We start from the raw sequence: 25437 nt of genomic DNA, 5'->3' as shown, positions 1-25437 counted from the left end.
GCCTCGCTTAGCTCCGCACCTATTCAGCCAATGGCGACGGATCTGGCGAGGACTAGTAACTAGGGCATGTTCCTCGCTGGCTTGAATCCAGTCGTCGATTGTTTCCCGTTGGTTCGGCGCGATCGCCCCGCACAATTGCCGACACTGTAGCCGACGTGACCACTCTACGCATGTAGCTGGCATGCTCAACTACATCAACGACGAGACTCGGCTAGGGTTACCAGTTCGGACAGGGAATCAGCCGAAAACGGTCGTTCGGCCAAACGACGTGAGTGCTCCTCCTGCACGTACCCGGTCGGACGACGAGCTGCCCATATCCAGCCGTGGCGCACATGATGCAGTTGCGCAATCGTGATCTGCTCGGGAATCAGGAGTCACTGCCAGATCGGCGGGCTAACGCCTCGCAGGCTGATTCGCAACTAGAGAACAGAAGTGGCTTCGGAAGAGCCGGAGTTCATCGGCCCACTATAAACACCTCCTTCATCTATTTTTCGGGGCTGATTCAAGCCCCTGCTTTGGCGCGGTCTCCCGGTAGCGGTTGTTTTTCTGCGTTTGCGACAATCGCCTCGGCCGCGCGGATCACGGGCAGATCGACCATGCGGCCCTCCAGACTGAAGGCTTCGCCACCATGCCTGGCGGCTTCTTCGAGCACGCGGTGCGCCCAGGCTTGCTCGGCCTCGGTGTGGCCGAACGCATCGTTCACCTCGGCAACCTGGGCCGGGTGTATGCAGAGCTTGCCGCCGAAGCCGAAGGCGCGCGCGCGTCGGGCATCGGCTGCCAGACGCTCAGCGTTGCTTGTTTCGGTGGTCACGCCGTCGATGGGCGCAGGCAGTTTGGCGCGACGCGACGCGGCCACGAGCGTATTACGCGCAAATGCCAATTCGAACTCTTCGGCGGTTGCACGCATGCCCAAGTCGAGCTGAAAGTCCAGGTGACCGAAGGCCAGACGCACGACCTGGGGCTCGCGAGCGAGCGCATTGGCTGCGTCGAGGCCCGCCAGCGACTCGATCAATGCCACGATGCGCGCCGCATCGCCGAGCGTTTTGGCCACGCTGCGCAGCGCGCCGGCATCCTCAGCCTTGGGTAGCATCACCGCCACGCCTTGGGGAGTCCAGTCACGCAGCAGCGCGATGTCGGCCTCGTGCCAAAGGTTGCCCGCAGCGTTCACGCGGACCACGGTGCGTGCCAGTTGCGCGCGCGTCATGCGCGGCAGATGTTGCGCGAGTTGCTCGCGCGCGCTGTCCTTGCTACCCTCGGCCACCGCGTCTTCGAGGTCGATGATGATGCAATCTGCACCCGAGCCAAGCGCCTTGACGAAGCGCTCGGGCTTCGTGGCCGGCACGAATAGCAGGCTGCGCGCATGGCGCTCGGCAACACCAACGGTTGTGGACATGGTTCAGATCACTCCGTCGACTTGCAGCTTCTCGATGTCAGCATAAGAGCGACCCAGCTCTCGCAGAATGGCTGCGGTGTGTCCGCCCAGCGCAGGAACTGGATCCATGCGGACATCGAAGCTGTTGACGTTAGCGGGCGGCAGCAACGCCTGGAGCTCACCAGCGGGTGAACCGATGGTGGTAAAACGCTGCCGCGCTTGCAGTTGCGGATGCGTCCACAAATCGCCGACCTGGTTGACGGCGGCGTTAGCGATCTCGGCTTGATCAAGACGCGCGATCACATTCTGAGCCGTGAGGCTGGCAAAAGTCTGCTCGATGACTACCTTTAAGGCTGCGCGGTTTTCCACCCGGCGAACGTTGGCGTCAAAGCGCGCGTCGACCGAGAGTTCAGACCTGCACAGCACGATGTCACAGAACAGTTTCCACTCGCGCTCGTTTTGCAGGCCTAACATCACCACCCGGCCGTCGCCCGCCTTGAATGGGCCATAGGGATAGATGGTGGCATGCGCCGCGCCGTTGCGTCCAGGCGGCGGCTGACCGTCATAAGCGTAGTACATGGGAAAGCCCATCCATTCGCCAAGCGCTTCGAGCATGGAGACCTCGACATGCGAGCCTTCGCCGCTGATATTTCGCTGCAGCAGCGCACTCAGAATGCCCGTGTAGGCATACATGCCCGCCGCGATGTCGGCAATCGAGTTGCCCGCCTTGCTGGGCTCCTCGTGCGTGCCCGTGACCGAGAGAAAAGCGGCCTCGCTCTGGATCAGCAGGTCGTAGGCCTTTTTGTCGCGATAGGGGCCGTCGGAGCCATAGCCCGAGATGTCGCAGACGATGAGCCTCTTGTGCTTCGCGTGCAGCGCCTCAAACGCCAATCCCATCCGTGCGGCCGCGCCGGGCGCGAGGTTTTGCACCAGCACGTCGGCCTTGGAGATCAATTCGCCAAGCACTTCCTGGGCCGCTGGCTGCTTCAAGTCTAGCGTTAGGCTTTCCTTGGAGCGATTTGTCCAGACGAAATGCGAAGCCAGCCCACGGGTGCGATGGTCGTAGGCACGCGCGAAATCGCCGACGCCAGGACGCTCCACCTTGATGACGCGCGCTCCAAGGTCGGCGAGTTGGCGGGTGCAGAACGGCGCGGCAATCGCGTGTTCCAGTGTGACGACAGTGACGCCGCTGAGCGGCCCCTTGCGGTTAGGTTTTGACATGGCTTGTCTCGTCTAGGTGTTATTCGATTTCTGCGCCGGCCTGCATAGCCAGTTGGCCCTCGGGGCCGCTCGCCCACAGACGTGCCGCCGCTCCTTCGACCTTGCCGCTGACCGTAAACGGCGCGGTGTCGAACAAGGGGCTGACGGCCTTGAATTCAAAACTGCGGACAGCTTTACCCGGATGCGCGCGGCGCATTTCTTCCATAAGCAGCGTGGCGATCAGCGGCCCATGCACCACGAGGCCGGGGTAGCCCTCTTCCTGCATGGCGTAGGGACGGTCGTAGTGGATGCGGTGGCCGTTGAAGGTCAGCGCCGAATAGCGCATCAGCAGCACGGGGTCAGGCAATACAGTGCGGCTGAACTGCTCGTCGGTGGGCGCCGCGATAGGCTGTGGTGCAGGCGCCCCAGCCGCCGGTGCGTCGCGGTAGACGATGTCTTGTTCTTCGCGAATAGCGATGCCCAGCGCATCGCTGATTTGGTGCAGCACGGTCACGAACACGAGCTCGCCACTGCGCCCGGACTTGCTCTGTATGCTCTTGATCGTGGAAACGCGCCGCACTTGTTCGCCCAACTCCAGCGGACGCAGAAACTGCAGTCGCCCTCCGGCCCACATACGCCGCGGCAGCGTAATGAGGGGCAGAAAGCCGCCGCGCCGAGGGTGGCCGTCCGGGCCGATGCCGGACTGTCGCTCACCCGGCAGAAAGTACAGCCAATGCCACAGCGGCGGCAGTTGAGACGGCAGCGCGCCGGCATCGGCCACGTCCAGCGTGGCTTGCATAAGCCGCACAGGTGCTTGGGTGATCTGGTCCGTTCTTTCATCGCTGCGGCCCACCCACGCGTCGAAGGGTTCAGGGCTTTCAAGACTCGTTCGCATCGCGCTCTATCCGGGCAAGGTGACAACCACCTCTAGCGCTCACCTGCTTAGCGCTGGAAGCTCTTTTTTCAAATGCTTCAGGCGCTACAGCGCCTTGACGAGGTCGGGCACGGCCGTGAACAAATCGGCTTCCAGTCCGTAGTCAGCCACGCTGAAGATCGGTGCCTCCGGGTCCTTGTTGATTGCTACGATAACCTTCGAATCCTTCATCCCTGCCAGATGCTGGATTGCACCGGAAATACCGCAGGCGATGTACAACCGCGGCGCCACGATCTTGCCAGTCTGGCCCACCTGCAAGTCGTTCGGAGCGTAGCCCGCGTCCACTGCCGCGCGCGACGCGCCGATAGCCGCACCCAGTTTGTCGGCCAGAGGCGTGATTACTGCCTGGAACTTCTCTGCACCGCCGAGAGCTCGGCCGCCCGAAACGATGATCTTGGCGGCCGTCAACTCAGGGCGGTCGTTCTTCGTCACTTCACGGCTCACGAAGCTGCTCTTGCCGGAGTCGGCCACGGCTGACACGGTTTCGACTGCGGCGCTGCCGCCGGTGGCGGGCGCAGCGTCGAAGCCCGTTATGCGCACAGTGATGACGGCGACGCTGTCACTGCTTTGCACGGTGGCAATCGCATTGCCGGCATAAATGGGGCGCTCGAAAGTGTCGGGACTGTCGACCTTGATGATGTCGCTGATCTGCGCTACGCCCAGCCGCGCCGCCACGCGTGGCGCGGCGTTCTTGCCGTTGGCCGTTGCCGGAAACAGAATGTGGCTGTAGTTGGCCGCGATGGCCAGCACCTGGGCCGCGAGATTCTCCGCCAGAGCGTCCCTAAGGCTGGCGCCGTCGGCATGGATGACCTTCGCCACGCCGGCGATCTGTGCGGCGGCCAGGGCTGCGGCTTGTGCGCCTTCGCCAGCGACGAGCACATGCACGTCACCGCCGCACGCCCAGGCTGCGGTGACGGTGTTCAGGGTGGCGCTTTTGATTGATGTGTTGTTGTGTTCTGCAATAACGAGTGCGGTCATTTCCATCACCTCCTTAAATCACTTTGGCTTCGTTTCTAAGCTTATCCACCAGGGTCGCCACGTCAGGCACCTTAACTCCAGCCTTGCGCCCTGCGGGCTCGGCCACCTTGAGGGTCTTAAGGCGTGGAGTCACATCCACGTCAAGGTCCTCGGGCTTGAAAATGACTAGCGGTTTTTTCTTGGCCTTCATGATGTTGGGCAGCGTCACGTAGCGCGGCTCGTTCAGGCGCAGGTCTGTGGTGATGACGGCAGGCGTCGACAGAGATAAGGTTTCGAGGCCGCCGTCGACCTCGCGGGTCACATTGACCCCGTCGCCGGACACTTCGACCTTCGAAGCAAACGTGGCTTGAGGCAAGTCAGCAAGGGCCGCAAGCATCTGGCCAGTCTGGTTGGCGTCGTCGTCGATAGCCTGCTTGCCGAGGATGATAAGACCGGGCTGCTCCTTGTCCACCAGGGCCTTAAGAAGCTTGGCCACGGCCAACGGCTGAAGCTCGGCATCGGTTTCAACCAGAATGCCACGGTCCGCCCCGATGGCCATAGCCGTGCGGAGGGTTTCCTGGCACTGGGCAACTCCGGCGGAAACAACGATGACTTCAGTGGCTACGCCTTTTTCCTTGAGGCGCACGGCTTCCTCGACTGCGATTTCGTCGAAAGGGTTCATGCTCATCTTGACGCTTGCAATGTCCACGCCTGTGCCATCACCCTTGACGCGGACCTTAACGTTGTAGTCCACCACACGTTTTACGGCTACGATAATTTTCATTCGTTAGGATTCGTTTGGAAAATCAGTAGGACCGCGGAAGTTGCAGCACATGCTCGGCGACATGTCCCAGAATCATGTTGGTGGAAATGGGCGCCACCTGGTACAGGCGAGTTTCGCGGAACTTGCGCTCCACGTCGTATTCGCAAGCAAAGCCAAAGCCGCCATGCGTTTGCAGGCAGGCGTTAGCGGCTTCCCAACTAGCCTTAGCGGCCAGGTACTTGGCCATGTTGGCGTCGACGCCCGCGTTCTGGCGCGCATCGATCTTCTGACAGGCTCGCCAACGCATGAGGTTAGCGGCCTCGAGTTCGATGAAGCACTCGGCGAGCGGGAACTGAATGCCCTGGTTCTGGCCTATGGGACGGCCAAAAACCTTGCGCTCCGTCGCATAGTCGCGCGCCTTTTCGAGGAACCAGTAGCCGTCACCAATGCACTCCGCAGCAATCAGCGTGCGCTCAGCGTTCAGGCCGTCGAAGATCACTTTCAGGCCCTTGCCCTCGGTGCCAAGCAGCGCATCCTCAGGGAGCTCCAGGTTGTCGAAAAACAACTCGTTGGTCTCGTGGTTGACCATGTTGAGAATGGGACGCACCGTGAGCCCGTTGCCGATGGCCTTGTCGAGTTCGACGATGAAGCACGAAAGGCCGTCGCTCTTCTTTTGGACCTGGTCGAGCGGCGTCGTGCGGGCCAGCAGGATCAGCAGGTCGCTGTGCTGCACACGAGAGATCCAGACCTTCTGCCCGTTGATGACCCAGCGGCCGTCCTTTTTCACAGCCGTAGTCTTGAGCTTGGTGGTGTCGCTACCCGTGGTGGGCTCGGTCACACCCATGGATTGCACGCGCAGCTCGCCCACAGCAATGCGGGGCAGATAACGCTGCTTCTGTTCCTCGGTGCCACTGAAGACGATAGTGTTCATCACATACATCTGGCCGTGACAAGCGCCCGAATTGCCGCCCGAGCGATTGATCTCTTCCATGATGACTGAGGCCTCTACCATTGACAGTCCCGGACCTTCATATTCCTGCGGAATCAGCGCGGCCAGCCAGCCAGCCTTGGTGAGAGCATTGACGAATTCCTCGGGGTAGCCGCGCTCCTCATCAACCTTCCGGTGATATTCGGCCGGGAACTGACTGCACAAGCTACGTACTGCGTCACGTATCTCCTGATACTGATCGGGGGCAGAAAAAATGGAAGCGCTCATGGGTAAAGTCTCCTTCATTGCTTTAATTTATCCATAGTAATCTTTGATAATTTCGACGAATAATAGAATTATTTGATACAAACATCAGTTTTCGACATTGAGGTATCTGATGGATCTCAAGCAACTGCGCGCCTTTGTCACCGTAGCCGAGACCGGCAATGTCACCCGTGCATCCAGCCTACTGAATCTGGTACAGCCCGCGGTGTCGCGCCAGTTGCGCATGCTTGAAGAGGACATGGGTACCGAGCTTTTCGATCGCAGCCGTCACGGCATGAAGCTCACGCCATCGGGCAAAACCATGCTCGAATACGCGCACCGCATACTCAACGAGGTGGCGCGCGCCAAGGCGGAAATCCAGCCCACCGAAGGGCCAGTGTCGGGAATTGTGAGCATGGGTCTGCTGGCCAGCACGTCTGACCTTCTGGCCACGCTACTGGCAGCCGAGGTGGCGCGACGATATCCGCACATTCGCTTGCGGCTGACTATCGGCTACGCAGGACATTTGCAGGACTGGCTCGAAGCCGGAGACCTGGATGCTGCCCTGCTCTACGGACAAAAGGAAACACCCGCGCTGCACGTCAAGGCGCTTCTTGAGGAAAACCTGTGGGTGGTAGCCAATGCGTCCGCACGGCTGTCGCGCAAGCGCCCGCTCGCGTGGTCGCGGGTCGCGCGTGAGCCCTTCGTTCTACCCGCCGCGCCTCAGGGCCTGCGCGCCGTGATCGAACATGCTGCGACCGAGGCCGGCGTGACATTGCAAATCTTTGCCGAAACGAACGCACTGAGCGTGCAAAAAGAGCTGGTCGTGCAAGGTCACGGTTGGACAATCCTTCCGGCCGTTAGCGTCACGAAAGAGGTCGAACAGGGCCTCTTGTGTGCAGCACCCCTGGCGTCACCAGGTTTGCAGCGCACCGTCGTCCTGGCGGCGCCCAGCAGTCGACAGACCACCGCGCCCGTGCGCTGCGTTGTCGCTGTGCTGCTGGACTGCGTCAAGTCCACGTTCGAAGAGGGCTGCTGGCCCGATGCGCACTGGCTGGGCTAGACAACCTTCCGTCGTTTCCACAACATCAGTGCGGCACGCAATATTTTGATGCGGGCAAGCGGAACGTCGTGCGCTTCATCAAGCGCGGTTGCTCCAGCATCATGTTGTCTCGCCGGTGCATCGTGCAGCCGTTGTCCCACATCATCAGATCCCCCGAAAGCACTTTATGACGGTACATCGCCGAAGGATCGCCACCGGCGGCAAAAAGCTGAGGCAAGATCTCCGCATTCTCGGCTTTGCTGAGGCCGTCGATTGACACGAGGGTCGTCAGTTCCGCGTAGAGTGCCTTCTTGCCGTCACCGGATGCTGCAGTACGACCGGATGGTACACGTCCGGCGCACGGGCCATTTCTTCTGATTTACCTTCCAGTTCGGTCGCATTCATGATAGCCAGCCGCTTCGGATATCGATATGTGCCTATCCAGCTTTCGATCTTCGCCCGCACTTCAGGCGAGAGCAGTTCGTAGACGCGATACTGATCTGCTCAGTAAATATCGCCGCCGTCGCGGGGCACTACGACGCCATACAGGATTGCGCCTGTCGATGGCCTGGGACTGAACGTCTGGTCTGCGAGAGCGAGCCTGACGTCTGTCGGACGACCGGGTGAAAGCACCGTAGCCCCAGGCTCGCCGCTCCAGCTTCCAATCTCAATAAATTTCGAGTCTCGTTGGTCTGTCAGCTAGCTAGTAACGTACTTAAAATCGATCACTTCGCTTTATGTCAAACTGAACTATGAGTTCGATCCGGCTCAGTCTCCTATTCGGGGTGCGCTCAAGATTCGGAGTTTTGCGTACGCTTGCGTTCTGCGGCGCCTTGATGGGTAAGGCTTCCTGCTTTTCGTGCAGTCGTGGTATCGACTGCGCCAGGACAAGCGCGCGAAGTCGTTGATTTACATGATTGTGCGGTGCGGCTATCGTACGTTTTCATCCGAATATGACACTTATGGTCTGCGCCAGGACGTCGTGACGGCTGTTGTCGGCTATCTGGCTGGTCATAACCGCCCCGTCCACGAGGTACTTTTTGCGAAGCCGCGATCGCTTGAGGACGAATACGAGGCGGCTTTGTCGGCATGACCGTCGATCAGGTCGATCTGGCTGCACTTGAGGCCGTTCAGTCCCGACTCCACCATGACCTTCCACGGGCGTTGACCGCGGAGCACCGCGAATTTCTCGCCTCGCTCGTGAGACTCGAGCCAGACTGGTCACTGATGCCGTATGACCATCTACGTGACCTACCGGCAATCCGCTGGAAGATCGAGAATCTTGGCAAGCTTAGGACACACGCGACGCGACGCGCTCTGCCCATCAGGGTGCGTTACTGGAGGAAGGCTTCGCGGCGCTCGATGACAGCTAACTTGGCTCCCTCCGATCTCGAACGACTGCCATAGAGAAAGTCGAGCGCCTCAAGTCGACCCACTGTAGAGACATTCGGAGTTGCCGAAAGCGGCCGTCCAACAACGCGGCTTGGAGAAGTTAGGATGTGCGGTCCGCTATACCTGCCGATTTGCCACCTTCGCGGGACACTCACCCGTGGCCATCAGGATGCGTACTACGGCCAATCTTCGAAGCCCATTGCTTGGGCGACAAGGTCAAGGTGTACCCCCTACTCCAACTCGCAATGCCGAGAGTAACATCCTGTCTGGCTGCAATGCGAACAAGGTCCTGTAATGTGAGTAGACCTGAAGCCGAAAATGCTGCTTGCGCCAGGTTTTGCACCCCTTTGTCGCTAACGATGGCTGCGTTCCGAACAGTTGTGTCTACCGCGATCCATGTTTGGTCCGACTGTCCATACTTACTGTCGGTACGCGTGTTTCCCGTTATTACGCTGCTCTGCACGACACCGTCTATCGCCATGGTGGCCCGTTGAATGGCAGTCAAATCGGCCAACTGCGATGGCTTAAAGAAATGACTTACGCCGACACTGCCGACGATCATGAGCATGTTGATCGCCCCAATATAGAACCAGTGTTTGCGTGCGACCGATGCCATTTCCAAGCGTTGCTCTGACTGCGGCACGACCATCGTCAACGTAAAAAGATCGTGCAGCGATTGCCGGGTTGGTAGGTTGAAGATCAACAGATACGCGAGCGCAATTTCTAAAATCAAGTCAAATGTATTGTTGGTCCAGAAAATCGCCTCCTTGCCCGGCGCATGCAGAGATGGCAAGTCGATAAAGCTCATTCCGTTGAGTACGAGTGGAACTGCAATCACGGCGCATCGGCACCAGGCCCGACCGACGCTCAAGCTGAGGTTTCCTTGGTGGCCACATCTCACGACCTTGATTTTCATCACCCGTTTGCCGAGTGATTGGTTTTTACCCGGGCCACCTTCCAGAAGGGCGAAATACGCGGAGCCAATCGCGAAACCAATGATTCGCCCCCACCCGCCTATTTCAGATAGAGCATCGAAAAAGACGTTGGCAAGTATGATTCCGATCAGACCCAAGAAGAGGCAGTCGAGCCAAAATGCGATCGCCCTGCGCCAGAATCCTGCCGCGCGTTGCCCCGAAGCTTGGTTCATATAACTTTCGTTTGTGTTTTCCATTCAACTTGGTAGTCGTAGTAGATAGCCCTCAAACGCGACCCGGATTCCTAGGGAGCCAGCATCCCCATCGCAGCCTTCCTCCTTACCGACATTCATACCGCCAGCAATATCGATGAAGAGCGTTGCCGCGTTAATTTTTATCCTAAATTTTAGAATTGCGAAGTCAGCTGGAATCCCACCGTCACCCGTGCGGTTGGAAAGGTTCTCGGTTTGTAAAGGGGAGTGCCCGCGAACAGGTCATAAGCAAAAGAACCGAACTTGGCCGCCGCTGAACCTCTAAAGCCAATAACCGCGCCGGCCAGTTGTGTTCCTGCCAGCACAGCAGTGTTTTGCCCATATACGTGCCCGTAGTCGATACCAGCGTAAATCGATTGCCCCGTCGATCCGATCGGTATTTGCAGTTCGTTACGCCAAAAGAAGCCTCGCTCGGAGGCCAGCAACGTCTCCCCGTCAAATCCCCGAACCGTGTAGCGGCTGCCGATCGAAAGGTCATCGATGTAGAACAGCTGGTCGTTGGTGAACTGCCCGTGAAAACTGGTCACGTATCGCAGCGCCTCGCTTGCGATCTGAAACGGTACAGAGAGGTTCGCGTCAAGCACAGCCATTTTGAAACGATAGGTGGGACCGCCCGTTTGCGCTGACGTGTCGGGTGTCGCCCCTAGCCAGCCGATGCCCTGCCGGTACGCGAGGCTGCCGTCGAACTGCGTCGATCCGAAGAAATGCCGGTCGGTCAGCCCGGCTTCAACAAAGGTATTGTCCCGGCGCTGCTGCGTAATCTCGGTGTCTTCGATATAGCTCGCGCCAAAGCGCTTGGTCAATCGCATCTCCATGCCGAGCACATCGGCCTGGCTACGGCTTAGCACGCGCTGAATCTTGAGATCGAGGGTTTGACTATTGCCGCTGGAGACGAATGTCTGGTTGACGCCAGCGATCTGCTGGTAATACGTGTTTGTGTTGCCCGAAAGCGTGGCCGTCCAGAATCCATAAGGAATCGAGTAGAACGCATTCCAGCCGTGCGAGCCGCGCGTCTTGTCGCCAAACTCAAGATCCTGATTCGCGCCCGCATTGAAGATATCGTTCAACCCCAATAGATTGTCGATACCAATGCTCACGTTACCCTGCAGCTTGCCTGTCGCCCGCGTGCCCGAGTTGTCGACAGATGCTATGAACGTCCAGGGTTTCTGGCGCTTCACCGAAATCACTACATCACTTTCGCCAGGCTGCTCGGTGGGAACGATTTGCATATCTACGTCTTGGCTGGACACGTGCTTCATCTGCTCTAGGCCCTGCTCAAGTGCGCGCAGGTTTAGCAAGTCGCCTGAGCGCGCGGGGAAAGCAGTTTTCCACGTGCCGCGCATCGACGGATCGGCAAAACGCAGTGCACGGATGACGCCCGGTATCAGCGTGAGTTTCAGTTCACCACTCGACACGTCCTGCTGAGGCACGAGAACCCGCGTGGTGACATAGCCGCGGCTCAGGATGGTCTCGGTCAGCGCGCCAACAATCGTCTCAATGCCTCGCTTGCCGATACACTGTCCTGCGTAATGCGATAGCCAGTCCTGCGCGAAAGCGAAGGGGTCCAGAGGCAACGCCGAGGCGCCTAGCCTGCGCGCTGCATCGGGTAGCAGCGTTGGCACGTCAAGCGAGAAGCGGTCGATAGGGAAGCACGGTGTTTCAGCCGGAAGGCTGGGATAGGCGCCCGCCCGCGGCGCGCTTGATTGAACCGAAGGCGCATTCACGACACGTGCGCGTTCCCGAGCTTCGCGCTGCTGGTCGAGGAGCTGATTCTGCTGAGCCGCTGCGCGTGCGGCGTTTGCGGCATCGGTCGAAGCAGGCAGGGTTTGCGCCTGAGCACCGAAATTGGCGGTCAACAGACCGGCGCTTAATGCGACGTTGATCGTCGTGGATGCGATTTTGGTTGTTTCCAAGAAGCAGCTTGCGGGAAAATCACTAAATGCTTAGCGAATAAAGCGACGCACAGAAGTTTGTTTTAACGGCATCGATTGGGAATTCTTTAGTGCGAAGGAGTTTTGACCGTGACTCGCATTTACATCGTTCGATGAACCACAGCAGTTTTCGTTGTGGCCTGACGTCCCCGGGCTACTGAGACAGGAACCGTGCGTTCGCTTCCAGCGATTCCCGCGCCTCGCAACGCGTGTTCTTCCCGCCTCGATAGAATTGTCTTCAGTGTTCCGACCTGCTGAAAATGGCCCCGTCGCATCAATAGTGGGCGTCGCTGTTCCCTGTAGAGTCAGAGCACTCCAGCAGTACGGGGAATTTGTCCTGACCGTGCTGAATAAGGTTCATCACAGTCGACAATGGCGTATTCAACATGCACTGATTTTTCAAAAAGGAGTCGTTCCGTGCAACGTCATTGGTAACTTGCAAGCCAGTTGTGTCACGCACCGCGCTCGCCGGAGTCGAAGCATTCACCGGCAATATCTTCTACGCTTATTCGAACGCGACCTCTGACCGGTCCTTTCCTCGTAGACCTGTGCAAAGTCCTTGGCGCTGTCGTTCGCCCAATTGGGTTCGTGGGTACAGTGGCCAATATGCCGGTCTAACTACGGGCTACATAACCAAAAAATTCATCGAGCAACGCTAGATTGCGGGCAATTGCTTCTGTCGAAGCTTCTAACGTAAAGCGTTCTGAATCTTTGTATGACCAGAAATCTGCCGGCCCGAAATACTGCGGGCCGATCCCCAGAGATAGCCCGCTCAGACAAATATTTCGGTCCTTAACGATTGCATACTCAACAACATGCTTTCTATCCACTAAAAATCTAACGTAGTATCTTTCACCGCTCCCCGGTGCTTGGTCAGCAAAAATAGAAACATGTCTATTTTCAAGCGCTTTGTAGAATCCGATTACAGTTTCATAGAGCTGGGCGAAGCTCGTCATGTCATCATTTAGTTGCACGATAGAATCCCGATTTGTCCGGCACAATACGATATCCACTATCCTGAAGATACTTATATTCCAAATTGGTAAAGGTACCTACATTGGCATTGGCGGGATTAGCTGTAAAAACGAATGTCTTCCCTTGAGCCATTTGCTGATCCAGAAATGCCTTGTTGATGCTCCACATCTTGTCGGCACCGAGCTGTGCCTGAACGTTACTCCAGTCTGACATCGAAAAATAAGTCGCGCCTTGCGTTTGCGCGACAGCCTCATAAGAGTCGCTGCTGCCCGCAATATATTTTCCCAGTATAACTTCCGAAGCTCCAGCGTTATGTGTCGAACTCGTGGCCGCTTGAGCAAAAGCTTGTTGGATCAGGTCGACAGGCGCACCATCCCGATAATAGTTGTTGAGAATGATCGCCTCTTTGGCCGCTGCGGCAGTTCCAACTACAGCCGCACCGGTGCCTGCTGGCATCGCGCCGCCCGCTGCGATCTCACCTGCGCCAATCGAAGCCTGATTAACACACAGCACCGGATTGGCCACGCACGCTTCAACTGCGGCCGCCGCGCCTGCCACGACCGCAGGTCCTGCCGCAAGTCCGCCCGTGATCACACCCGCCGTCACGAGACCAACTGTCGGATTGGCCACTGCACCCGGTAACGCGCGCTGCTCTGGATTGAGCGACCCATCCGCGGTTCCATTGAGCAACGGACTTTTGTATTCCGTCGACGTTGCTGTGAACAGGTTTCCGGCGTTCTGCGTGATGTACTGCGCTGCCGTCGAATCAAAGCCAGGGCCACTCGCCGTGGCCTGATCAACACGAATATAACCGTTTGCCAGCAACATTTGCTGAGCCTGATCGACCGAAATTGACTGACCTGTTTTGTCCTCGTAGAACTGCGCAAACGCCTTCGCATTGTCGCTTGCCCACTTGCGTTCATCTGGATGCAATTGCCGGTTGTACCGATCCGCATTCGACGCTCCCACCGCTCCCGACGATCCTCCTAGCGCTGCGCCAATCCCACCAGCCTCGACGTTGTTCACAAGGTTTGTCACCGCCGCGCTCACGTCCGGGTTCGTGATCCCGAGTTGAACCGTCAGTTGTTTCGCCAGATCACCCGTGGCCTGAGAGGCAAGCACTGAACCGGCTGTTCCGGCAGCGGCGCCCAACGCATTCCCCCCACCCAATCCCACGACCAGCGCAGCGCCAGCCCCATGAAGCGCCGCCCGATATGCGCCGTTGTCGGCCCAACCATCCGCAGTGGTCTGGGCTGCATCGAGTGCAGCCTTGTTCGCGTCACTCGGATCTGCTTGATAAGCCTGCTGCGCAGCCGTCAATTGCTGATCGGCGGCCTTCTCTTTCGCCGTCGCAATATCTCCGACCGTTTTCGAAACCGCTTCACCTGCCGCACTGGTGGCGGCGGCCATATCGGCTTGATTCGTGAGGATGTTGTTCAGGTCAGGACTCTTGCTCAGAACCGTGTTTGTACCAGTCGTATCTCGCGACAAGCTCGCTAGATCCTGCGTTTGCTGCGTCCCGTTGGTCAACACAATACTGCCGTCGCTCACGGCGCTTCTGGTTGTACCGTCCTGACTCCCGTTTGAGTTCTGGGGCAAGGCAGGCAAGATACTGCCCGTGTTCGTGCCCGACGTGGGACCCGTCGGCTTTTCGACCGACTGACTACCGGTCGTCATGGCGCCGCTAATCCCCTTCGTCGACGCGCTGTAGTCCGCATGATTCTGAATGTCACTAAAAGTCAGCGTCCCAGTCGTCAGGCTGTTCTGGTCCGCGCTCGCCGTACTGGAAATAATCCCGCCCTTCAGATCGGTATTACCCTTTACCGCGATGTTGAATCCACCATCTCCGGCCGAGATGCCGGTCTGCTCGGCAACACTCGCGTAGTTGCTTGAACCGTTCTGGTTTTGCGCACTGAAACTGCCCGAGCCACCACCATACTGGCTGTAACTGACGGAACCACCCGCGCTCTGCTGGTGCGCGCTCGATTGGGCTGTGTCCTGCAGGCTTTGGAGATTTAGATTTCCCCCGACGTTGGCCGTCACGGTATTCCCTGTCACGGTCGCGCCGGTCAGGTTCGTGTCGCCTTGAGAAATGATGCTGGCGGTATCGGTGGCGGCAATGTGCGTGTTGTTCTGCGTGACGCTCGCATTGTCTGAGTTACCGCTCGCCTTCGAGGCCGAGGCAGAGCCGCCCCATCCGTTCGTACCGTACGAAACGGCCAGGCTCGTGCTACTCGACTCATTGGTGCTGTGGCTATTCGCCGTATCCTGAGATGCCAGCAAGTTCACCTGATTCGCTGCTGCGAGCGCGACGTTCGTCCCTGAGACATTGGAGCCGACGATATTCAGATTTCCGTCCACCGGGTTGCCCTGCGCGTCGCGACCGGTGGCGGTAAGCGAGACGTTGCCACCGCCGCTCAGATTTGAGCCCAGATTCGTGGTGCTGTTGTCGCTTTCCGTGGACTTGCTGTGGCTGTTGCCCCAACTGAGCTGGACCGCCATGCCCTGCATCCCGTTCTGCGTGCCACCTGCTGCGGTACTGCCTTCAATAGCACTCCCGGTATCGTACGCATCACGCGCTGCCGCCATTCCGTGCAACGCTGCCGCTCGTGAATCCTCGCTTTTAGACGCAGACCCAGCCTCCTGCGAGGTATTCTCCGCGAGACTGATCAAACCACCCGTCGCACCCAGCGTGAGACCGCTTGTTTTCGATTCCTGTGATTCGTCGTGATGCTGTGTGGTGACGGCTGAATCGATCGTGACGTTCGCTGCTGTCCCCGTAATGTTTTGCGCCGCAAGCACGTCACTGCCCGTGATATGCAAAGTGCTGCCCGCCGCAAGGTTGACACTTCCGTTTGTACTGCCTACAAGACTGCCTACCGGCGTGGTGGACTGATCGTTAGTCGCCACCTTCTGCGCATCAGTGCCGTATGACAAGCCGTCACTTGCACCAATCCCCGTCATGCTGGACTCGTGATAGGTGCTGCTTTGGCTTGTATTCTGCGTGGTCCCGATGGTCAGATTCCCGCCGGCCTGCAGGCCAACATCGTTAGTCGCGGCAATCGTCGAACCCGCTACCGTCAAATCCTTACCCGCAACAGCGCTTACTGAGTCGGCTGAAACAGTCGAGCCGATCGAATTCGTTGCGTGCAAACTGCTTGTGTCGAGAGTCTTCTCGTCATCGAGGAAGCCGGAATGGTGTGTTTTCGCCCAGCTATCGGCATCGTGGGTTTCGGTGACGGCACCAACCGTCACATTGCCCGATGCCAGCAGGTTTGCCGCCCCGGTTTGCGTGGTAACCGAAGAACCCAAGATCGCCAGATCACCCTTGGTCGCAGCAGCAACTGGATTGTTAGCCGGAGTAACGCTCATCGCCGTGAGCAGAGAATCTGCGGCACTCGACTGACCCGCAGCCAGCGTAGCTGCACCCACCGTCTGAACGCTGCTGCCCTGGACCGTTTCGTCGTAGGACGATTTCGTGTATTGGCTTCGCGGGCCACCCAGCGACGCTTCACTGTGCGTGTGCGTATCGACCGCCGCCGTCACCGTCAAATTGCCCGCTGCGACGAGCATCGCACTGTTGCCCGCCTGCACGATCGAGCCGGTAATAGTCGTGTTGCCACCCGATATGCTCAGCAGATTCGCACCGGCCGACAGCGTACTACCCAGGTTCTGCGTGATGCTGTCGTGCCCGTAGTTCTTGCCATCGCCCGTCTGCACGTCCTGCGAAGTGGTAAGCGCAACCGTTCCCACATTCAGGTTGCGCCCGGCCGCTACTACCGTGTTAGTACCGGCCGATATAGTCGCCCCCACCACATTCACGTCGCGCTGCGCGGTAACCGTTGTGCTTCCTGCGGCACTGATGGCGGCGACCGCCTGCACGCCCGTGCTCAAGACACTCGAAACACCGCCGTTTTCTCCACCGGTCGCCATTGTTTGCGACACGCCGATCGTTTGGGTTTCGTTCACGACATCTCGACCGGCGCTCACCACGACATCCTGCCCGCCGATACGCCCGCTTAAGTTGCGCACGTCCTGCACCGCACTTACTGTCGTAGTGCCGCCGCTGCCAATCACGCCCTGGTTGACGATGTTGTTGCCGAGGATCGTTGTCGCCACGTCGCTCACGATGTGGCCGCTGTTGTTGACGGTGTCCGCCGCGTTCATGTCCACCGTGTTACCTGCGACAAGCGCACCGCTGCCCGCGAGATCCACCGTATCGGCCTGCGCCAGATACAGCTTGGGTACCAGCACCGATTGGTGCGTGCCGTCAGGCAGCGTCACATCTTGCGACACCAGCCACACCATGTCGGTGGTCAACTGCTGCATCTGCGCATCCGACAGGCCCACACCCGGAGTCAGATTGAAATCCTTTGCATACGTCACGCCGTTATTCATCAAACCCGTGTATTCGTCCATGTTGTCCGAATAACCAGCGAGAAACGTGCGCCCCGTGAGGGCGGTGACCTGATTGCGCACGATCTGCTCTTCATACGCGCCATCGCCCAGGCGTTTTTGGACCTGTGTCGGATTGAGGTTCAACGCGCTCAGCATGTAGTCGCTCGACACGAAACTCGTGTACTGCGTAAAACGCGAATCGGTCGCGACCAGATAGGTTTGCGTCGGCGCCGTGTGAAACGTGTAGAGCCCGTTGGTCGGCAACGCCAGATCAGGCAGGCCACCGGAGGCCGTGCCCAGCGTCTGCGGATGCAGCGTCATGCCGCTTGCCCCGGATAACGTCGAACCACCGTGAACGGCAAGCGTGGACACGCCGCTGGTGGCGGAAAGACTCGCGGCTGCGATCGAACCCGAAGCGCCTGCGACTAACATACCGCCTGCGGTCCCCGATACGCCGCCCGAGCTGCCCGGAATGCCGGACAGAGTGGTCGCGCCAATCGAGCCCGATGCGCCTGCCACCGACGTACCGCCCGAAGTCCCGGTGGCAGATACCCCGCCAGCGCTGCCCGTCACACCTCCCAATTGCGTGCCGGTCGCGTTGCCGCCCGTGACGCCATTGCCGGTTACCGTCGCCCCTAGCCTGTTCACCGCCCCGACGGTTATGTTTTGTGCATCGGTCACCAAGGCTCCATTGGCCGTCGCAATCGCCGGCAACCCACCCACCGTGGTCGCGGCCGTCACCACCGCCGGATACAGTACCACCTGCGTGTCGCTGTTGTTCCCCGTTTTCTGGTGCCAATAGAACGTCGACGTGTCGGTCTCGCTCGTCGTCTGCTGCAGCAAGATACCAGTGTCGTTGACACTGCCTCCTGTCGCACGACGGATCAGGTTACCGCCTGCCGCCATCGTCGAGGACTGGTTGTTGATCGACCCGCCGTCGCTATTGATCCGGATCGTGCCTTGCGCCTGAATTTTCGCAGCCGCTGTGGCGCTAAGCAGTTGGTCGGTCGTGGTCGTGATCGCAGCGCTACGCGAGATCTCGTTGTAGTCGTGCGAATCGGGTCCCAGGTCATAGCGCACCCTGACCTGATCCGGCCGGATGTTTTTAGCCGGATCCCAGTCCGGCCAGAAGGTGATGGAATACGTCGAGCCGTTATCCTTGATGCTCTGGTAGTACTGCGTCGGATTGGTCGTGAGCGGCCGGGTGAGTTGCGGCGCGGGTGTAAATTCGTCGCTGTCCCATGTCCCGGCCGATTCTGTGTAAGTGTCCGTTGGTGCGACCGAAAACGACAGTGTCTGCGTGCCGGTGTTGAGGCTCGCGACGCTCGACTTGGGCACGGTGATGGTGATTGGAGCAGAAAGAGCGCCTACAATCTCAGCTTTGAGCGGGGCATTGTCACGTGACCAGGTCCACGGCCCGATTGTTTCGCTGTTGTACTGGCCCAGATCGCCCATCGACAGGCCTGCCGTCCAGACCGAGAGTGTTTGTGTGCTCGTTTGCGGCGTGCCCGCTTGCGTGACGATGCTCGTGCGGCTGTTGTTCACCGTATGCGCCGCAATGTCGATGCTGCCGTCCGCTTCTATATCGGCCGAACGATTCGTGAGTACATTAACCTGGTCGGCGAGCATCCCGGTCCCATCGCGATTGCCATCTCGCGCGATTTGCATATTCCCCGCGCTGTAGATCAATGCACCATCGAGATTCGACACCGAATTGCCGGCATAAATGTTGACAGCCTGCGCACCGGCGATCACGGCGCGCGAACCGATGTTCTGCACATCGGTCGCATTCAACTGCACGGCGTTACCGATGATGGTTGCCGTATTGGCCAGCGTTGCGCTGGTCGTGTTCACAGCGTCGCCTTCGATCCGCCCGTCATTGGCCAACGTGCCCGCAGCGTTCACATTGGTCGTTGCTCCAACGAGGTCGCCGCTCGCGGTATTGGTCACATTGGCGCCGCTCACTGTGAGCGTGCCGCCCGCACCCAGGGTCGCGGTATTGGTGACGTTACCGCTCGCCGCAAGCGTCAACCCGCCATCGGCATGCAGGTGATTCGCCGCGCCATTAGTGTAGTCACCCGCAACCGTCAAACTCAGGTTGCGGCCCGCTGTCATCTCGCCGTCGCCGACAATCGCACCGCTCGCGCTGATGTCGCGGTTCGAGCGGATGATGCCACCCTGGTTGTTCAAATAAGCGACGTTAGCGGACACGTCTAGCCCGCCGAGCAGGGTGCCACCGTTATTGGCCATCGACACGCTGGCCTGAATCAACCGCAGGGCCGTGCCCCCGTAGAGCAAGCCACCGGAATTGTTCACGCTTGCGATGACATTCAGGTTCAACGCACTCGAGCTCACCACCTGCGCACCCGACATGTTCGACAGGCTCTGCGCATTCACGGCGACATCGCCGTTGCCACCCAGGACGCCCGCCGCATTTTCGATACTTGCCGCAGAAATCGTCGTCGCGCCGTCGGCGGCATTGGTAAGGCGCCCCGCTGTATTGTTCACGCTCGCCCCTGACACGCTGAGCGTGCCATGCGCCGCGCTCGTGCCGTTCGCCGTGATGGTCCCCTGGACATTCGTCACCGCGCCGTCTGCCTGCACGGCAAGGCTTGCCCCGCTCTCTGTGAATCCGGCCGTGTTGTCGAACTGGCCGTGCGTGGTCACACTCGCGCCCGTGTTGCCGTAGAGTGTGCCGCCGCTGCGGTTCGCCACGTCAGAGGACGCCACCACGTTCAGGGTCTGTTGAGCCGATATCGAACCGCCCGTGTTATCGAGGCTTCCGAGTTGCGCCACAAGCGCACCATTAGTACCGATCCGCCCACCGATATTGGTATCGGCGCCAGCGGCGCTCAGGCTGAACTGGCCGGCGCCCGCATGCTGGATCACACCGTGGTCGTTGATCAGGCTGGCCGCAGTGATTCCCAGGTAGGTGGCGTTGCTCGACACCGTACCCGATGTGTTGATGAAGGTACCGGCGACGGTGATCTGCTGGTTGGTTGTGCCGTATTGCGTAAGCGTGCCGCCCGAATTGTTCAAACCACCTCGCGAGGTCACAGCGAGTTGCGTGCCTTCAAGGTGGCCGGCCGAATTATCGATGGAAGCCGCGCCAACGGAGGCGGTACCACCCGCACTCAAGAGCCCCGACTGATTGCTGAATGCACCGGGTATCTGAACGCCGATGTTGCCGGCAGCAACCAGTGAGCCGTTCGCGTTGTTCACGCTCTGGGCGGTAAGCGTCTCATTGCCAGTTGCGCTCACATCGCCCGAGTTGGTGATCTGCGCGTCCGACAGTGTAACGTCACCGTTGCCTCCAACGAAGCCGCGCACCGAGCCCAGCGCTGCGTTGGTGAATGCCTGTTGCGCGGTAACGGTCGTGAGCCCAGTACCGGCATTGGCGATTCGTCCTCCCGTGTTATCAACACCCGAACCGGACACGCTCACGGTCGATTGCGCCCCCGCTGCTTCGATCGTGCCGCTTCGGTTCGTTACCGTGCCCGTCGCTTGCACCGCTTGTGAGCCGCCCGCATGCAACATGCCGTTCGTATTGTCGAGCGCACCTTGAACAGTCAACGCCGAATTGCTCTGAGCCGAGATCGTGCCCTGCGCGTTCGCCAGATTCGCCGCAGTAAAAACAACATTGCCGTTGGTCGCGAGACTCCCGTCCACGTTGCTCACCGTGCCTTGCATGGAAACACTCATTGTGCCGTTCCCCGAGTGGGCAATCTGACCGGTGTCATTAGTCAGGCTAGCCCCTGTCACCGTCAGGTTCGTCGCGTTCGATGCAAGTTTTCCGCCGGTATTATCGATGGCGCCACCGGCGGAAATCGCCGTATCGACGTTTCCAAACTGGCTGATCGTGCCCTGTCGATTGGACAGGTTACCCGCTGTCGTGATGCTAAGGTGATTGCCCTGAATCGAGCCGGATCCGTTGTCGATCGATGCCGCCGACAGATCCGCTTCGACCGCCGAGAGAGTGCCTTGCGTGTTCGTGAAAGCTCCGGATACCGCGGCGGTCAGTGTGCCGCCTGCGGTGGTTGTCCCCGAGCTATTGTCGAACGACTGCGCGTACGCGGTTGCGTCGCCGAGCGCGCTGATCTGGCCGTGATTCGCCAGTGCCCCGGTGGCCGTCCGAAGTGAGCCATTTGTGCCTATCAGACCACCCGCAGCCCCACTTGCCGTTGTACCCGCCGCGTTCGTGAGTGTTCCAGTCGTCGTGATCGACAGCCCGTCACTGTTGAGCGAAACCAACCGGCCCGCCGTATTGTCGAGCGACGCCGAGGTGCTCGTCAGCGCACCGCCCGCCTGGATCTCGCCTTGCGTGTTCAGGATCGCACCGGTCGTCTGCAAGCCGATGGCGCCGCTCGCGGTGAGCGTTCCGGTACTGTTGTTGAATTGGCCTGCGACGTTCGCATCCCCGTTGGCCGAGACCAATCCGGCGTTGGTGACCTGCTGGCCTGACAGCGTGACCCCTCCGTTGCCGCCGATGAATCCCCCGGCCGCATTGCTTAAGTCCTGTCCAGCCGAAACGGTCATGACGCCATCGCCGACGTTGGCCATGCGACCCGTTGAATTGTCCACGCTCGCACCCGAAACGCTCAAGCTAGCGTGTGTGCCCGCGGCCTCGACGGTACCGCCCTGATTCGTGATCGCACCATCGGCCTGAACCGTTTGGGATCCGCCCGCGTGTAGCAGCCCGTTCGAATTGTCCAGTGCGCCGTGGACCGTCAGCACGGAGTCACCCTGCGCTGAGATCGTGCCTCGCGCATTCGCCAGACTTTCCGCATTAAAGACGGCGTTGCCATTGGTCGCGATGCTGCCCGACACGCTACTCGCAGCGCCTTGGACTGCCACAGATAAAGCGCCCGTGCCCGCGTGGGCAATCTGACCGGCGTCGTTGGTCAGGCTAGCGGTGTTCACCGTCAGGTTCGTCGCGTTTGAGGCAAGCTTCCCGCCGGTGTTGTCGAGCGAGCCGCCAGCGGTGATCGTCGTGTCGAGGATTCCAAGCTGACTGATCGTACCTTGGCGGTTAGACAGATCGCCCGCTGTGGCAAGGCTCAGGTGATTGCCCTGGATCATGCCAGCGCCGTTGTCAATCGACCCGGCCGAGAGGTCTGCTTCCACGCCCGAGAGCGCGCCTTGGGTGTTCGTGAGCGCTCCAGATACCGTAGCGCTCAGCGTGCCACCGGCACTGGTTGCCCCTGAACTATTGTCGAACGATTGTGCGTTGACGGTAGTGTCCGTTAGCGCACTCATCTGGCCGTGATTGGCAAGCGAGCCCGCTTTCACTTGCAGCGCGCCGTTGCTGCCGATCACCCCGCCTGCTGCACCACTGATCGTCGTACCCGTTGCGTTTGTCAGGGCTCCTGTCGTCGTGATCAGCATGCCGTCGGCGTTGAGCGACACAAGCCTTCCAGCCGTGTTATCGAGCGACGCCGAGGTGCTCGTGAGCGCACCGCCCGCCTGGATCTCGCCTTGCGTGTTCTGGATCGCACTCGTAGTCTGCAAATCAAGCGCACCGTTCGCGATCAGCGTGCCCTTGCTGTTATTGAGCGCTCCGTTGATTTGCGCGCGGCCACTTGCTGACACCGATCCAGCATTGGTGATCTGCTGGCCCGACAGGGCTACGTCTCCGTTACCGCCGATGAATCCTCCGGCAGCATTGCTCAAGCCTTGCTGCGCTGATACGGTCTCCGCGCCATCGCCGACATTCACGATGCGCCCAGTCGAATTGTCCACGCTCGCACCCGAAATGCTCAGGCTCGCGTGCGTGCCTGCAGCCTCCACGGTGCCGCCCTGATTCGTGATCGCGCCACCGGCTTGCACCGCTTGAGATCCGCCGGCGTGCAGCAGTCCGTTCGCGTTATCGAGCACGCCGTGAATCGTCAGCGTCGAGTCCCCGAGCGCCGAAACTGTACCCTGCGCATTCGCCAGACTAGCCGCATCAAGAATCACTTGGCCGTTGGTCGCGATGCTACCGCCTACGTTGCTCGCGGCGCCCTGGGCACCTACCGTCAGCACGCCAGTTCCCGCGTGCGCAATCTTGCCAGCATCGTTCGTCAGGCTGCCCGTAGCAAGTGTCAGATTGGACGCATTCAGCGTCAGCGTGCCCGCGGTATTGTCGAGCGCGCCGCCAGCGGTGAGGGTCGTGTCCGCCGTACCGAATTGTGTGATCGTGCCGCTGCGATTCGAGAAGTCTCCCGTCGCGGCAAGGCTCAAGTGATTGCCCTGGATCGAGCCGGAACCGTTGTCAATCGACCCAGAAGAAACGTTAGTGTTCGCACCGGAAAACGAGCCGCCAGTGTTCTTAAGCTCCCCGGTCACGGTGGCGCTCAGCGTTCCCCCTGAGGTCGTCGTCCCCGACGTATTGTCGAACACTTGCGCGTTAACAGCGACGTCCCCTAGCGCATTGATCTGACCGTGGTTGGCGAGCGCTCCCGCGCTGAGTTGCAGCGCGCCGTTGGCACCAATCACGCCACCCTGCGCACCACTCCCCGTAGTGCCCACCGCGTTCGTCAACGCACCCGTGCTCGAAATGGACAGTCCGTCGCTGTTCAACGAAACGATGCGGCCTGCCGTGTTATCGATCGAAGCGCCGGAAACACGCCCGGCGCCCGCTGCCTGGATGATCCCTTGCTGATTGTTGATCGCGCCAGCACTTTGCACGCTGGCGGTGCTAAGTGAAACGACCTGGCCCGCCTGATTCGAGACGGCACCTGCAGTGATGCTGAGCGGCCCCTGCGCGCTCGTCGACGCTCGATCGTTAATCAGGCTCCCCTGCGCGCTCGCATTCAACACGCCGCCCGCATGCGTCGTCGCGCCTGTCAAATCAAGGTTACCCGCACTCGCGGTCGCGGTCAGGTTGCCGTTCGTCGAAGTTTGGCTGCCGGAAAGGCTTGCGCTAGCGCCTTGCACCGACGCATTGCCGCCAGCCGCGTTCGTGCCGTTGGCAGACACCGAGTTCACGGCACTCAGCGTCAGGTCGCCGCTTTGCGCCATCGAACCATCGGCATTGACGCCCGCGCCTAACAGGCCGGTCGAGGCGATCGCGCTCCCGTTGACCGTGGTGTTTTGCTGCGCAGCGAGACTGCCGCTATTGGCAATCGTCCCACCTGAGTTAACTGTGACCGATTGCGCGGCATATGTCGTGCCGCTATTGGTGATGCCGTCGCGCGCCGAAAGTGACACATTGCCAGCGGCGCTTGTCTGGCCGGTGAGTAGCAGTTGACCCTGCGTGGTGAGCGTCAGATCGCCCGCCTGCGCCGCTTGCACCCCACGTAGCGACACCCCGACGCCTTGCTCGGTGCCGACCAGGACGATGCGGTTGGCATACATGCCGCCCAACTGGCTCACGTCGATGCTCACGCCGAGCGCCGTGCCGGTCCCAGCGATGGGCGTCGCCACCAGCGTGTCGTAGTCAACTTGATTCGCGCCTGTAACAACGTTTAGATTGTTCGCGTAGATCGCGGCATTGGCGGTGACCGCTCGCGCGATCAGATCGACTTGGTCGACATTCGCTGCATTCAGGCCCGCGCCCTGAACCGTGATCATTCCACCCGTCACCGTAAAACCAGAGACGTTTCCACCCGCATCGAAGTTGGGCGTGCCTGTCGTAAGCGTGGCTCTGGAAGTGTTGATGAAACCACCACCGTCGACCAGGATGCCATTGGCGTTAGATAGGATTACCTGAGCCTTGGGGCCCGCAACCTCTAGATAGCCATTCAAGGACGACGGTAAATTGCCCGTGACCTGGTTCACGATAATGCGCGCGGACTGGCCCGGCGCGAAGTTCGGATTGCCGTTGATGTAGCCCGCTTGCTGGGTTTGGACGATCGTGGACGAATTGTTGAGAATCATCCCAGCGTGCGGCACCGACAATTGCGAATATGCGTTGGTGGAAACCCCAGCAGCAGAGGGTGCGACGATGTTCACCTGCGGCAAACCGTTCGCTGTCTGAATGACTGTCGGCCGACGTGCGCCAGCATTTGGATCGGCTACGACCTGCCCAAGGACAGCCGTAGGCAACACGCAAGCCAGCACAGCGAGAGCCACCTTTCGATAGCGTAAAGTCGCCGAGCACTGCGATCGGTCCTGG

The 25437-nt window shown here is 59.8% G+C and carries 12 protein-coding genes; 1 reads left to right on the top strand and 11 read right to left on the bottom strand.

Going from position 1 to position 25437, the window contains the following annotated elements; genetic code table 11:
- Positions 1-502: 502 nt before the first annotated feature.
- The 6 genes from FH08_RS0109090 to FH08_RS0109065 form a co-directional block, all read right to left on the bottom strand.
- Complete coding sequence (locus tag FH08_RS0109090; RefSeq protein ID WP_035565712.1) at positions 503-1393, bottom strand: HpcH/HpaI aldolase/citrate lyase family protein; 891 nt, start codon at positions 1391-1393, stop codon at positions 503-505.
- A 3-nt stretch (positions 1394-1396) separates the two neighbouring features.
- Positions 1397-2593, bottom strand: coding sequence for a CaiB/BaiF CoA transferase family protein (locus FH08_RS0109085; RefSeq protein ID WP_031358027.1), 1197 nt, complete (start codon positions 2591-2593; stop codon positions 1397-1399).
- Between the two features lie 19 nt (positions 2594-2612).
- The gene (locus FH08_RS0109080) at positions 2613-3467 is read right to left on the bottom strand and encodes an FAS1-like dehydratase domain-containing protein (protein WP_031358026.1); all 855 of its coding nucleotides are present in this window, start codon (positions 3465-3467) and stop codon (positions 2613-2615) included.
- An 84-nt stretch (positions 3468-3551) separates the two neighbouring features.
- Positions 3552-4484 carry an electron transfer flavoprotein subunit alpha/FixB family protein gene (locus tag FH08_RS0109075; protein WP_031358025.1) on the bottom strand — a complete coding sequence of 311 codons (933 nt, stop codon included), beginning with the start codon at positions 4482-4484 and terminating at the stop codon, positions 3552-3554.
- 13 nt (positions 4485-4497) lie between these two features.
- Positions 4498-5247 carry an electron transfer flavoprotein subunit beta/FixA family protein gene (locus FH08_RS0109070; RefSeq protein WP_031358024.1) on the bottom strand — a complete coding sequence of 250 codons (750 nt, stop codon included), beginning with the start codon at positions 5245-5247 and terminating at the stop codon, positions 4498-4500.
- 22 nt (positions 5248-5269) lie between these two features.
- Entirely contained in the window at positions 5270-6442 is a 1173-nt protein-coding gene (locus FH08_RS0109065) for an acyl-CoA dehydrogenase family protein (protein WP_031358023.1), read from the bottom strand.
- 109 nt (positions 6443-6551) lie between these two features.
- Between FH08_RS0109065 and FH08_RS0109060 the strand changes: the two genes are divergently transcribed.
- Positions 6552-7481 carry a LysR substrate-binding domain-containing protein gene (locus FH08_RS0109060; RefSeq protein ID WP_031358022.1) on the top strand — a complete coding sequence of 310 codons (930 nt, stop codon included), beginning with the start codon at positions 6552-6554 and terminating at the stop codon, positions 7479-7481.
- 25 nt (positions 7482-7506) lie between these two features.
- Here FH08_RS0109060 and FH08_RS53265 read toward each other — a convergent pair whose 3' ends face one another.
- The 5 genes from FH08_RS53265 to FH08_RS48245 form a co-directional block, all read right to left on the bottom strand.
- The gene (locus FH08_RS53265; protein WP_081889407.1) at positions 7507-7839 is read right to left on the bottom strand and encodes a TauD/TfdA dioxygenase family protein; all 333 of its coding nucleotides are present in this window, start codon (positions 7837-7839) and stop codon (positions 7507-7509) included.
- A gap of 1164 nt (positions 7840-9003) precedes the next feature.
- Entirely contained in the window at positions 9004-9999 is a 996-nt protein-coding gene (locus tag FH08_RS0109045; protein WP_031358020.1) for an RDD family protein, read from the bottom strand.
- A 173-nt stretch (positions 10000-10172) separates the two neighbouring features.
- A complete protein-coding gene (locus tag FH08_RS0109040) occupies positions 10173-11936 on the bottom strand; it encodes a ShlB/FhaC/HecB family hemolysin secretion/activation protein (protein ID WP_031358019.1) in 1764 nt (587 codons plus the stop codon).
- Positions 11937-12583: 647 nt separating this feature from the next.
- Positions 12584-12943 carry a hypothetical protein gene (locus FH08_RS51720; protein ID WP_152602764.1) on the bottom strand — a complete coding sequence of 120 codons (360 nt, stop codon included), beginning with the start codon at positions 12941-12943 and terminating at the stop codon, positions 12584-12586.
- Entirely contained in the window at positions 12930-25394 is a 12465-nt protein-coding gene (locus FH08_RS48245) for a hemagglutinin repeat-containing protein (protein WP_051887992.1), read from the bottom strand. Before FH08_RS48245 ends, FH08_RS51720 begins: the two co-directional genes overlap by 14 nt.
- Positions 25395-25437: the final 43 nt, after the last annotated feature.

Origin of the sequence: Caballeronia sordidicola (genome assembly GCF_000729995.1) — a bacterium.
In the GTDB taxonomy this organism is placed as follows: domain Bacteria; phylum Pseudomonadota; class Gammaproteobacteria; order Burkholderiales; family Burkholderiaceae; genus Caballeronia; species Caballeronia sordidicola_A.
The sequence above is the reverse complement of the archived record's forward strand: the minus strand, read 5'-3'. Positions and strand labels throughout refer to the sequence as shown.